Annotated in this window: 12 protein-coding genes; 10 read left to right on the forward strand and 2 right to left on the reverse strand. The window is 35.0% G+C overall.

The features are described 5' to 3' along the window. Window positions 1-130 precede the first annotated feature (130 nt). From AC8GF4_RS03185 to AC8GF4_RS03230, 10 genes are all read left to right on the forward strand, one after another. A complete protein-coding gene (locus AC8GF4_RS03185) occupies window positions 131-460 on the forward strand; it encodes a winged helix-turn-helix domain-containing protein (RefSeq protein ID WP_506592672.1) in 330 nt (109 codons plus the stop codon). Beyond that, window positions 457-1,206, forward strand: a complete 750-nt coding sequence (locus AC8GF4_RS03190) for a sulfite exporter TauE/SafE family protein (protein WP_506592673.1) — start codon at window positions 457-459, stop codon at window positions 1,204-1,206. Before AC8GF4_RS03185 ends, AC8GF4_RS03190 begins: the two co-directional genes overlap by 4 nt. Window positions 1,207-1,224: 18 nt before the next feature. Further along, window positions 1,225-1,794, forward strand: coding sequence for a molybdenum cofactor guanylyltransferase (gene mobA, locus AC8GF4_RS03195; protein WP_506592674.1), 570 nt, complete (start codon window positions 1,225-1,227; stop codon window positions 1,792-1,794). Further along, the gene (locus AC8GF4_RS03200; protein ID WP_506592675.1) at window positions 1,791-2,033 is read left to right on the forward strand and encodes a MoaD/ThiS family protein; all 243 of its coding nucleotides are present in this window, start codon (window positions 1,791-1,793) and stop codon (window positions 2,031-2,033) included. Before mobA ends, AC8GF4_RS03200 begins: the two co-directional genes overlap by 4 nt. Before the next feature lie 78 nt (window positions 2,034-2,111). Beyond that, the gene (locus AC8GF4_RS03205) at window positions 2,112-3,161 is read left to right on the forward strand and encodes a ThiF family adenylyltransferase (protein ID WP_506592676.1); all 1,050 of its coding nucleotides are present in this window, start codon (window positions 2,112-2,114) and stop codon (window positions 3,159-3,161) included. Between the two features lie 130 nt (window positions 3,162-3,291). Continuing rightward, window positions 3,292-3,738 carry a molybdenum cofactor biosynthesis protein MoaE gene (locus tag AC8GF4_RS03210; RefSeq protein ID WP_506592677.1) on the forward strand — a complete coding sequence of 149 codons (447 nt, stop codon included), beginning with the start codon at window positions 3,292-3,294 and terminating at the stop codon, window positions 3,736-3,738. Window positions 3,739-3,753: 15 nt separating this feature from the next. Then, the gene (gene rhuM / locus AC8GF4_RS03215) at window positions 3,754-4,737 is read left to right on the forward strand and encodes a RhuM family protein (protein WP_506592678.1); all 984 of its coding nucleotides are present in this window, start codon (window positions 3,754-3,756) and stop codon (window positions 4,735-4,737) included. 13 nt (window positions 4,738-4,750) lie between these two features. Beyond that, entirely contained in the window at window positions 4,751-5,665 is a 915-nt protein-coding gene (moaCB, locus tag AC8GF4_RS03220; RefSeq protein ID WP_506592679.1) for a bifunctional molybdenum cofactor biosynthesis protein MoaC/MoaB, read from the forward strand. After that, window positions 5,655-6,662: a GTP 3',8-cyclase MoaA gene (gene moaA, locus AC8GF4_RS03225; protein ID WP_506592680.1), complete on the forward strand. Its 1,008-nt coding sequence runs from the start codon at window positions 5,655-5,657 to the stop codon at window positions 6,660-6,662. The genes moaCB and moaA overlap by 11 nt, the downstream gene beginning before the upstream one ends. A gap of 295 nt (window positions 6,663-6,957) precedes the next feature. Further along, entirely contained in the window at window positions 6,958-8,484 is a 1,527-nt protein-coding gene (locus tag AC8GF4_RS03230; RefSeq protein WP_506592681.1) for an ArnT family glycosyltransferase, read from the forward strand. An 82-nt stretch (window positions 8,485-8,566) separates the two neighbouring features. Here AC8GF4_RS03230 and AC8GF4_RS03235 read toward each other — a convergent pair whose 3' ends face one another. Both AC8GF4_RS03235 and AC8GF4_RS03240 read right to left on the reverse strand, forming a co-directional pair. Beyond that, complete coding sequence (locus AC8GF4_RS03235) at window positions 8,567-11,386, reverse strand: DUF2135 domain-containing protein (protein ID WP_506592682.1); 2,820 nt, start codon at window positions 11,384-11,386, stop codon at window positions 8,567-8,569. A gap of 86 nt (window positions 11,387-11,472) precedes the next feature. Beyond that, window positions 11,473-12,615 carry a S1 family peptidase gene (locus AC8GF4_RS03240; protein ID WP_506592683.1) on the reverse strand — a complete coding sequence of 381 codons (1,143 nt, stop codon included), beginning with the start codon at window positions 12,613-12,615 and terminating at the stop codon, window positions 11,473-11,475. Window positions 12,616-12,958: the final 343 nt, after the last annotated feature.

Below are 12,958 nucleotides of genomic sequence, written 5' to 3' on the forward strand. Positions count from 1 at the left end.
AGCATCAAATTTCTTGAAGTAAGTATACTATTATTTTTTTATAACAAAAAAAAAGAGATTGAGCTGTTTTTTTATTTTAAGGGAATTATCATTTCGTTATATTTGTAAAAGTATAACGAAATAGTCTGCTTTGAAAATAAAGAGTAAAATTTGGATTGAAACCGATGAGGGAATTCTCATTAGTGAGGGACGAATTCAGTTATTAAAGCTGATTGAGTCCACTGGTTCACTCAATAAAGCGGCAAAGGAAATGAATATTTCGTATCAAAAAGCATGGAAATTGATTGATGCTTCCAATAAAGCTTCCAAAGAGCCTTTGATTGCAACTCAAGTGGGTGGTAATAAAGGTGGGGGAACAGTTTTGACTCCTTATGGCAAATCACTAATTGAATCTTTTGAAGCTATTAATGTTGCCTGTTGGAATTTTTTGGATTTAGAACTTAAAAAACATTCTTTATGAGCGTGGAACATTTATTAGACATGCCTTTATTATTATTACTGTTTCCAATTGTAGCCTTTTTATATGCTAGTGTAGGTCATGGTGGCGCTAGCGGTTATCTTGCTTTGATGAGTGCTTTTGCTTTTCCGATGACATTTATGAAACCGACAGCTTTGGTATTGAATATCTTGGTTTCGGGTCTTTCCTTTTATTTTTATTACAGAGAAAAAAACTTTAAATGGAATCTCTTTTATCCTTTTGCTCTAACCTCAATTCCCGCTTCATTTATTGGAGGTTATTTAAAAATTGATGCTTTTTATTATAAAATAATTTTGGCTACGGTTTTGGTCTTTGCCGTTTTGCGATTGTTAGGGATTTTTGGTAAAGAGAAAGAAAATTTAAAAACTATAAATATTCCAATGGCATTGGCTTTTGGAGCATTAATTGGATTTTTATCCGGTTTGTTAGGTATTGGTGGGGGAATTGTTTTGAGTCCCGTTTTGTTACTCATGGGCTGGGCTACTATGAAACAAACGGCCGCTGTTTCGGCATTGTTCATATTGGTCAATTCCATATCAGGTCTTTTTGGTTTTGTGTCACAAGGCGGAAGCTTGCCTGCATCTTCGGGGTTGTTGATTGGCTTAGTTTTTATAGGAGGATTATTGGGTGCCTATTATGGAAGTGTCAAATTCAATTCGAAAGGGTTACGAATCGTATTATCAGTAGTCATTGGGATTGCTATTTTTAAATTATATGCAACTGCATAATTAGCATAAAAGAAAATTATGGAAAATAAAATAACAGCAATTATATTGGCAGGCGGGAAAAGCCAAAGAATGGAGACTGATAAAGGTTTGTTGGATTTCAATGGAAAAGTATTCATCAAACATATTTGTGACGCTTTGCAACCCATTGTAGGTTCGAATATTTTAATCGTTTCCACAAATAAGGAATATGATGCTTTAGGATATACTAGAGTAGAAGATATAATTGAAAATAAAGGTCCAGTTGGTGGATTGTATACCGCACTACTTGCATCCAAAACCAAAGTCAATCTGGTATTGAGTGTTGATGTGCCACTAGTTTCTACTGAATTGTTGCAATGGCTACTAAAAAACCACGACGAAACATACATGGTTACGCAAACCAAAAGTGGCGATAAAACAAGCCCGCTGATTGGGGTTTACGACCGTTCGATGAGAATTGTATTCGGTGAACACATGGCTGGAAACCAATTAAAATTGCGAAAAGTGATTGAAGATGTCAAACACCAAACTCTTGATATTCCAGAAAAATGGAACAACCAGATTCAAAATATAAACACACCAGAAGAATATCAAAATTTAATCAAATGAATATTACCCTAAAATATTTTGGTTTACTCGCGGATATAACAAAGTTGAAAGAGGAGCAATTCGCTTTCGAAGAAGAGACTATTTCAGTTTCGGCATTAAAAGCAAAAATTGAAAACAGTTACCAAAACATGCAAAACGCAACTTATAACATTGCGGTCAACCAAACAATGAGCGATTTGAAAACTGTAATAAAAGACAATGATGTAGTTGCTTTTCTGCCACCTTTTGCTGGTGGCTGAAATTTGTTTAAAGTATAGAGTTTAATGGTTTAAACCCGTTTAACTTTAAACTTTTAAACTTTTAAACGTTTAAACACTATGAGGTATTCCAGACAAATGATTCTTCCAGAAATAGGAGAAACAGGCCAGAAAAAATTGCAAGATGCTAGCGTTTTGGTTATTGGTGCGGGCGGTTTGGGTTGTCCTGTTTTGCAAAATTTGGCTTCGGCGGGAGTCGGAAACATCGGAATTGTGGATGGTGACGTGGTAGAAGAAACTAATTTGCACCGACAATTACTGTACACCATAAAAGATTGCGGAAAGAGCAAAGCTGAGACCGCCAAGAAAGCAATTTTGGAACTAAATCCCGAAATTAACGTGATCACTTTCTCAGAGTTTTTTACTACTGCAAACGCAGTTCGAATTATAAAGGAATACCAAATTATTGTGGATTGCACCGATACGATTGCCGTTCGGTATTTGATTAATGATGTGGCTGTCGCCAAAAGGATTCCGGTAGTGTATGCCTCGATTCATAAATTTGAAGGTCAGGTTTCGGTATTCAATTATAAAAATGGTCCGAGTTACCGTTGTTTGTTTCCGGAACAGGAAGGATTGAATGCCGTTCCCAATTGTGCCGAATCTGGAGTTTTGGGTGTTTTGCCCAATACCTTAGGTGCATTTCAAGCTACTGAAGTACTTAAGATAATATTGGAAATCGGTAAGGTATTATCGGGCAAATTATTGATTTATGATGCTTTGAATTTCCAAACTCAAATTATTGATTTTGTCAAAAATCCAAAAGCAATTGAAAAAGGATTCATAAACGGAACTTTGCTTTTGAACAGCAAAAGAACAAATGAAGATTTAACTCCAGAAGCTTTTTTAGAAAAATGCAAACAGTTAGAAATTGTTGTTATTGATGTTCGGGAATCCGATGAAATGCCTGAGTTTAAAGGAAAAAATGTTATTCAGATTCCTTTGAAAGAATTAGAAGAATACAGCAAGAAATTGAATAAAAACCAAGAAATCGTTTTGTTTTGCCAAACGGGGCAACGCAGTTTAGTCGCTATGAATTATTTGATAAAATCAGGGTTTGTCGGGGTTTTTCATTTAGGAAAAGGGATAAATCAAGTTCAATTTCAATAGCAATGACAATATTAAAAAAAAAAAAATAATCACGGATTACACAGATGAAACAGATAGGCACGGATTTATAAAAATGAAATCATAGAAAATCACTATAATCCTTGTAATCTGTGGCAAAAAAACAATAAGTATGTCACTAGATAAACCAAAAAAGAGTTCCTTCATTCAAGGACAAATAACATCCGAATTCATTGGGAATTCGATTGCCAAACACCAAAGCAAAACTACGATTGGCGCCCACAATATTTTTTTGGGACAAGTTCGGGCCGATGTGATTGAAGGAAAAACAGTCACAGCAATTGAATACACCGCCTACGAAAAAATGGCGGAACAAACATTCTACGAAATCCGGGAATCGGCTTTCGCCAAATATGAGTTGTCATGTTTACACATTTACCACAGTTTGGGAAAAGTAAAAGCAGGTGAAATATGTTTGTTCGTTTTTGTTTCGGCACCTAGGCGAAAAGTGGTGTACGAAGCTTTGGAGTTTTTGGTGGAGGAAATAAAAGAAAAAACAGCCATTTTCGGAAAAGAAATTTTTGAAGACGAAAGTTATACTTGGAAAAAGAACACATAAATAGATAGTAAGCTTATGAGTAACGGTGAAATACTAATCTACCAAAACCAAGAAGGTAGCATTAAAATTGATGTTCGACTTGAAGAAGAAACTGTTTGGTTGACGCAAGAACAAATGGGACTGCTTTTTTGTAAAGCAAAGTCAACAATAAATGAGCATATTATAAATATTTATGCTGAAAAAGAGTTGGATGAAATGACTAGTATTAGAAAAATCGGAATTTCCGATTTTTCTACAAAACCTACCAATTTCTATAACTTAGATGTTATTATTTCTGTAGGATATAGGGTAAAATCACAACAAGGGACGCAATTTCGTATTTGGGCAACACAACGGTTGAGAGAATACATTGTAAAAGGTTTCGCTTTAAATGATGATCGTTTCAAAACAGGTAATTCGATGAATTATTTTACCGAATTACAAGAACGTATTAGAGAAATACGATTATCGGAACGTTTTTTCTATCAAAAGATAAAAGATATTTATACAACAAGCATTGATTATAATCCAAAAGATGAAAAGACTATTGAGTTCTTTAAGATAGTGCAAAACAAGTTGCTTTGGGCGATATCCCAAAACACAGCAGCTGAGTTGGTTTACAGACGAGTTGATGCTGATTTGCCTCTTTTAGGAATGCAATCATTAGATAAAAAAGACAGTAATAAAATTAAAAAAACGGATGTAAGCGTAGCTAAAAATTATCTTGACGAAAATGAAATAAAGTTGCTGGGTTTATTAGTAGAGCAATATTTAGCATTTTCGGAAACTATGGCACAACAGCAAATGCCAATGTACATGAAAGATTGGACAGAACGTTTGGACAGCATTTTGCAACTCAATGGGAGAGAACTTTTGAAACATGCAGGAAAAATAAGCCACGATATGGCTGTTGAAAAATCAAATGTTGAATTTGAAAAATATAAGGTAACACAAATGTCAATTGAAAAAGAACAGAGTTTAAAAGAAATTGAAGCGGACATCAAAAGATTAAAAAAATAATTAATAAAGTATAATGGTAGATATCACCCATAAAATCATAACACAACGCACCGCTACGGCTCAAGCTATTGTAAAAGTTGGTTCGCCGGCAACGATGCAAGCTATTATAAACAACACTGTTCCCAAGGGTAATGTGCTTGAAGTATCGAGAACAGCAGGGTTGTTTGCCGTAAAAAACACTTCGAACTCCATTCCGGATTGTCATCCCATGCCGATTGAATTCACAGGAATTGAATATGAACTGCTGGAAGATTCCGTATTGATAAAGGTAACGGTCAAAGCCATTTACCGCACAGGCGTTGAGGTCGAAGCCATGCACGGCGCATCAATTGTAGCCTTGACAATGTACGATATGCTAAAACCCATCGACAAACAAGTCGAAATTTCGACCATAAAACTACTGCACAAAAAAGGTGGAAAATCCGATTATGGAGTCAAGGAAAATTTGGATTTATCGGTAGCGGTAATCGTTTGTTCTGACAGTGTTTCCAGCGGAAAAAAAGAAGACCGAGCAGGAAAGGTAATCTCGGACAAAATCAAGAATTTGGGATTGAGGGTTTCAAGCTATTCGGTCATTCCCGATGAGGTTCTCGATATTCAGGAAACCATAAACAAACTGTGTTCGGCCAACAAAGACTTGGTTATTCTCACAGGCGGAACAGGTTTGTCCAACCGTGATGTCACTCCCGAAGCCATTATTCCAATGCTCGACCGACGTATTCCTGGAATAGAGGAAGCCATTCGCTCGTACGGACAGGACAGAACGCCTTACGCGATGTTGTCCAGAAGCGTGGTGGGATTCAAAGGAAATACACTGATTATGGCCTTGCCCGGCTCTACAGCTGGAGCCAGCGAATCTATGGATGCGGTATTTCCTTCCATATTGCATTTATTCAAAATATTAAATGGTTTCAACCATGGAAAATAACAGCAATCCAATGCAGGACAACCACGGCAGAGCTCATAATTACCTCCGCATTTCGATTACAGAACATTGTAATTTGAGATGTACTTATTGTATGCCAGCCGAAGGGATTGCGCTTACACCAAGAGCACATCTGATGACTGCAGAAGAGATTGTTACCATTGCTAAAACATTCGTAAAAAATGGTGTAACCAAAATCCGATTGACCGGTGGCGAACCTTTGGTGCGAAAAGATGCTAAAACCATTATCGAACAATTAGGAAAATTGGGAGTCGAATTAACTTTGACCACCAACGGAATTCTAGTTCACGAATTCATTGATACCTTCAAAGTAGCAGGAGTCACGACTTTGAACGTGAGTATTGACAGTCTAAAAAAAGACAAATTCAACCAAATTACGCGTCGCAATTATTTTGAAAAAGTAATTGAAAATCTCGATTTGCTGGAGTTGAATGGGTTTCAAGTAAAACTAAATGTAGTGGTTATCAAAGGATTTAATGATAACGAAATTATCGATTTTATTGAAATGACCAAAGACCGAAACATCCAAATTCGGTTTATTGAGTTCATGCCTTTTGATGGCAATCAATGGAACAAAGAAAAGTTGGTAAGTTATGCCGAAATCCTTTCGCAAGCCAATGTTTTTTATACCGAACAAAAGGTAGAACGCACTCAAGACAAACCCAACGACACTTCCAAAAACCATAAAATTCAAGGCTATAAAGGCAGTTTTTCCGTTATCAGTTCGGTGACCAATCCGTTTTGTAGTACTTGCAACCGCATCCGTTTAACTGCCGATGGGAAATTAAAAAACTGTTTGTTCTCCAATTCCGAAACCTCCTTGCTTGATACTTTAAGAGCAGGAGAATCCATAGAACCGCTAATTTTTCAAAACATAAAATCCAAACATGCCATGCGAGGCGGAATGGATGATGATGCCAAATTTCAAAACCCACTGCTTTTTTCTAAAAACAGAAGCATGATTAAGATTGGGGGATAAAAAGGAAGTATTTACTTTTAAAAACTTCATTTGGGCGTGACCCCCGCTAGAAAAAAGGGCTAGTTTCATTGTCGTCATTGCCCTTTTTCCTATCGGCGGTCGTGCTATCCGCGCTACTTCGGTAGCTAGCTTCTATCACTCACGCAGTTCACAAGATGTTTGGTAGAAAGTGAGCTATTTTTTTATCAATTAATAGTTTTTCAGATATTTTTCTGTAGCCTACTGTTTTAACCGCGGGTAGCTTTATATTTACATTTGAATTAACAACATCAATCATCATAACTGACAATCGCAAATGACCAAAAAAACTTTATTATTACTCAGCTTCATTATATTAAAATTCATTTTGCAATATTCTTTAATAAGCTCCGATTACGATTTACAGCGTGATGAGTATTTGCACCTTGACCAAGCCCATCATTTGGCTTGGGGATATTTATCGGTTCCGCCTTTTACCTCTTGGATTTCTTATCTTATTTATCTTTTGGGGAATTCGGTTTTTTGGGTTAAATTTTTTCCTGCCTTGTTTGGGGCCTTGACTATTGTCGTGGTATGGAAAGCTATTGAAGAATTAAAAGGCAATTTGTTTGCACTAGTTTTGGGAGCAACCTGTGTGTTCTTCTCGGCACTTTTAAGACTGAACACTTTGTACCAACCCAACTCTTTTGATGTATTGTGTTGGACCACTTTTTATTTTATACTAATCAAATACATCAATAGCGAAAACACCAAGTGGCTTTTCATTGGAGCAATTTTATTTGCCTTTGGTTTTCTGAATAAGTACAACATTGGTTTTCTAATTATTGGATTGATTCCTGCTCTTATAGTGACCGAACAGCGCAAAATCTTTGGTCAGCCCAAATTGTATTTTGCTCTTATTTTAGGTTTGTTGATAATTACGCCCAACCTTTTATGGCAATATAACAACAACTTCCCAGTGATTCATCATTTAAAAGAATTGGCGGATACACAATTGGTTTATGTGGATCGATTGGATTTTTTAAAATCACAATTGCTCTTTTTTATTGGTTCATTTTTTGTGATTGTATCGGGATGGTTGGCTTTGTTATTGTACAAGCCGTTTCAAAAATACAGACTGTTCTTTTGGAGCATTATCTTTACACTTGCAGTTTTTATGTATTTCAAAGCCAAAGATTATTACGCAATTGGGCTTTATCCTATTTACATTTCGTTTGGCTCCGTTTATCTGGCCAATCAATTAAAAGAAGGTTGGAAGCGGTATTTGCAACCCGTTTTAATTATAATGCCCATTTTGTTTTTTATCCAGATGTACAACGCTTTCTTCCCAAACAAAAGCCCGGAATACATAGTAAATCATGCCAAACCGTATCAAAAATTTGGCTTACTTCATTGGGAAGATGGTAAAGACCATTTATTGCCACAAGATTTCGCCGATATGCTAGGCTGGAAAGAATTGGCCATGAAAGTAGATTCTGTGGCAGGAACACTTCCTGATTTGGAGCATACCTTAATTCTTTGCGATAATTACGGACAGGCGGGGGCTATCAATTATTATACAACTAATAAAGATGTGGTTGCTCATTCCTTTAATGCCGACTATATCAATTGGCTTCCATTAGATAAAAAAATCAAAGATGTCATTTTGGTAAAAGAGGATGATGACGAAGACAAAGAAAGAAAAACCGAGATTCCGTTATTTGATACCGTTTATTTGGCAGGCAAAAGAATCAATAAATTTGCCAGAGAACCAGAAATTTCGATTTATGTATTGCGTGGTGCAAAAGTGGATGTCAACAAAAGAATAAAGGACGAAATAGAAAGGGAGAAAAATTATCAATAATTTCGGTATCAATTGCTTAAGTTCAAGAAAGATTAAACAAAAATACCGAAGAGTAATTCTTCGGTATTTTGTATAATCTTTTCTAAAATTCAAATTCTCCTATGAGAATTTTGCTGTCATTTTCAAGCTTATTTTCTTTCTGACTTTGGAAAACAGCAATTTTGCGTTCTTGTCTTCCATCAGAATAGTACAGATATACTTCGGCCATTACTGTTGTAGGTCCAGAAAGAATATTCTGTCTCTCACCGAAAAAATTGGTTTTAATTTTATATTTTCCTTTGATGGCTTTTTTTAGTAAGAACTGTTCAGGACCAAAACCTTGAGTAAAATCGTTACTTAGTCGGCCACCAATTTCCGTAGATTGATGAGAGTAGGAACAGTCTTCGCCTCTCGGATCTGTAATCCAAAGGTCTATATCGGTATTGTCTTTATTCCAGTTGATTACAACACGGATGTCTATCGGAAGATTTGCTTTCAAACGATCATCTATTTTGCTCGCATCTACATTTTTGTTTTGGCTTAGAATATTATTGATTTCCATAATCAAGATTTCTTCAATGCCATTGTCTCTCACTGAAATCTCGTCTGTGTATTCCTGATAAAGCATCGATTTGTAAACATTAAGAGCTTCTTGAGGTTTTTTATTATCTATCAAAGCCAATGCATAATCTCTGTGACTTTGAGGGTCGAACGGTCTCCATTCTAGAATTTTTTGCGTAATCCACAATTCTTTTTCAAAATTACCTCTCTGTTTTAGTAAATAATATATCGTTTTGTATAATTCTTCATTTTCCAGATCAAGCTCTGCTAATGTGCTTAAAACTTTTAAAGAGAGTACTTTGTCTCCTTTTTTGAAAAGCAATTTTGAGACATCAAAATAATAAGTCACCTGCTTTTCGTATTTTGGACGATTTTCAAGATATTTCAGGTAAATCAATTCAGGTGACTGTAGCGCCTGAAAATCTCTCATATACTCTTCGTTGCTTTCTACATCAACCAAAGTTATTTTGCCTTTCGGTTTCATAGATACAACTTCGGCATCTACGGTAACACTTTCTGCGCTTACTTTCTGACTACTGTAAACAGCAGACTCTTCTAAATGATTTTCTCTAACCGACTGATTAGATACTGTAGGGTATTCTTTTTTCTCCTTAGGTTTAAACTCAGAATTCCACCACGTTACGAGTTCACGGGTTATATCAAAAGATTTGGATAGCAGATTTTTTCTTTTTTCTAAAATTTCCCTTTTATTTTGAGAAACGATTTTATTGTATTCTGATAGTAATTCCTGTGGAGGTTTGATTCCGTAACGCACATAATCATTGATGTCATCCAATACAATAAGGCTGGTGTTTTTACTTACCACACCAAACTGTTCGCTCAAGTTTTTGATTTCATCGCGGTTTTGAGTTGAATTAAGTTCAAGATCATTAATTTTTCTTTGTGCCCAAAATTGTGCAATGGGCCATTTGTCTACTTGCACAGCGGTATTAAAATCTACAGGTACTTCATATTTTTTATCCCCTACAGAAAAGATAGCGGTAAGTTTACCCAGATTTGGAGACGAAATTCCAAATATATTCACTGGCTCATTTACAACAGTACCCACATTTGGAAACAGCTCCTGAACAGTAGTATTCTCTTTAAAGCCTAAAAATTTAACAGGTAGTTTGTTATATGCTTTTAGTGCAGATGGAGTGTCTAATTCATTAAGATTGATAAAATTCCCTCCAGATTGGGATGCCAAAAGTTTAAGTAGGTTAAAATCGGAAGTAGGCGTACTTACAATACTGTTTAGTGGGTTTTTAAATTTCAATGTTAAATCACCAAAACTAGAAATTCCGTCAGAAAATAAAAGATATTCTTCTATTCCTGGAATTTCTTTCAATGTGCCAAAGTCAGTTCCCCCATCGTATTTTAAGTTGATAACTCTATTTTTTAATACACTCCAGTTTCCTCCAGAAACAGTAAATTCTTCTGCTTTCTCTAGAATATTATTTAAAAGAACAAAAGTTACAGAAATATCTTTGTTACTGAAAAAATAGGCGTTAAGAAAGTCAAGTTCCTTTTCAAGATTTCTTTTTGATCCGCTGAAAGAATTATCCCAAATAATGGCAATTTTTTTGGATTTCGGCTTTTCTTTCACTGGAAAATCCATTGAAACACTGGCAGCAAAATAAAACTTGTCGCCAGAAGCTTTCTGTAGCAGAACATTTGAAGACTGATTTGTTTTTGGGATTGTTATTTTAAGACTTTCGTTTGGTGTAAAATTCTCTTTATTAATTTCAGCAACCCATTGATTTCCTTGCTTTTGAAAAGCAAAACTTCCATCTGGATTTTCTGTGATTTTAGGAGTTGTCAGACTTTCATTAATCAACACTTTTAGATTAAATTTTGGAATGCTAGCTGCATTGGCAAAACTTAAAAAATAGAGATAATCCGAAGCGAAGTTTTTTAGTTCCTGATGATAGGTAATCTTTATAGTTCTGCTGCCTTGCACAGGAATTGGATAAATTCTTGTTCTAAAATTATTTCCAGCTACTTTTTCTATAATACCTGGATCTATATTTCTTTTTTCAAGACTTTCAAATACTTCTTTAGCACGTTCTTTGGGAACGGGAACCGCATCTCTCAATTTTCCGTTTATATCTAAAGCATAACCGCTTATGCTTACCCCTTCTGGCAACGGAATGGTAAGCTTACCTTCTAAAATTCGGTTGCTCGGATTGTAAAAGGTATAAATTGCTGTTGTTGTGGCAAGATTTCCTAAAATCTGGGTGTCAATTTTTGCTTCCTGCAGGATTACAGGATTTTTTTTCTGGTTATCTACATCAAGAGTTGGAATCTGAGAAAAAACGGCATTAAAAACTATTAATGCACCTATAGTGAAAATTTTATTCATATTAAAAAAAGTGATTTTATTTGATTATGAAGGAGAATACTAAATAATTCCTAAGGCTTTTTTTAAAGCTTTAAGATAACTTCCGATTAGAAATTGTGAATATGCTTGGCAACAATTCCAAAATTAATACCCTGTACCTGATCTACTCCGCTGAAATTTACTGCAATCAATTGACCACATTCATTAAATACCGGTGCACCACTGGCGCCATGTGTAGAAGTGATGCTGTATTGAATTTTATTACCGTCGGATTCTTTACTTATTTTACCATCATAAAGTTGCACTTTAATACCTGAATTCGTTTTTGCCAAATCCATTCCCAAAGGATAGCCAATCATTATCGCTTTTTGGCCAGGATTTAAAGAGGCATCGTCCTCGACAGCATTGTCAAGATTGATAATGTTTACAACACTTTCTGGGGTTGTACGATCCGTTAATTGTACAAGGCCTAAATCAATGTTGGTATCTTCTGAAATTTTTTCGATTTCGCAACTAAGCCATTGGTCATCAGTATTATGAAGTGCTACCGTAATATCTACAGTCTTTACATATACTTCTATATCTTCCTTCGAAACGTATTCTTTGACTGGAATAGATGCTGCAATATCAGTTGCTGCTTTCGAGGTATCTACTTCTGTGTCATTTGAGCTGATAAATTCTTCACCTGCTGGCTCTTCACTTGTTTCTTCATTTCCTTCTTCATAATCACCTTCACCTTCATTTTCGTCATACGCTGAAGCAATTTTCCAGTTTCTTTCAATAAAACTTTCATACTCATCTTCAGAAATATCAGTAGTAAGAATTGAAGCAATTTTCATTCTTATATTTCTTATAGTAGTATTTGTTTTTTCATCTTCTTCATTTGATGATTTCCATGGTTGCAAAACATGACTGTTGGTTATTATCTTTCCGTCTCTATCTACAAAAAAACCAGTTCCAAAAACCGTTTCTTCTTTGGCGTCCTCGGTAGTAAGTTGAATTTCTTTTCCCTTAATTTTTGCAAAATAACCATACTTATGTTTTATCAGTACAACTGCGTCTTTGTATTCGTTATAGACTTTGGTATCCGAATCCAAACAAACAGTAGTATCATGATTTTTAAAATGTTTAAAGCCAAAAAAAGCTATTGAGAGAATGATTATAGTAAAAAGAATAATTTTGTAAGGATTTCTTTTTTTATTGTTCATGTCTTGTAAATCTCCGTTTGGTCCGATTTTTCTAATTTTCATTTGTAAATAAGTGGTTTTTAAAAATAGTTATTCTAAAGCGTCAATTAGCAATATTATTAACTTTTACTGTCATATAATAGTTCAAAGGTAGTAATTTATTTATTAAATAACATAGAATAATGCCAAGTTAGTCTTTTTTTCAAGTGAAATTTTATCTCAAATCACATGAGTAAGGTTTGATAATGTTAAGTCATTACTCATTAAAATAGGATAGAAAAAAAAAGCTTTGTAGGTTTAAAAGATCACCTGAATATTATTTTATCGATCCAATTTGATTTAAAAGTTTTAAAAAAAGACCTTTCAGAGTTCAAAATTCTCGCTGGTACTGTACCTCCTTATTTGA

The organism is Flavobacterium rarum (SeqCode) (genome assembly GCF_965234445.1).
Classification (GTDB): domain Bacteria; phylum Bacteroidota; class Bacteroidia; order Flavobacteriales; family Flavobacteriaceae; genus Flavobacterium; species Flavobacterium rarum.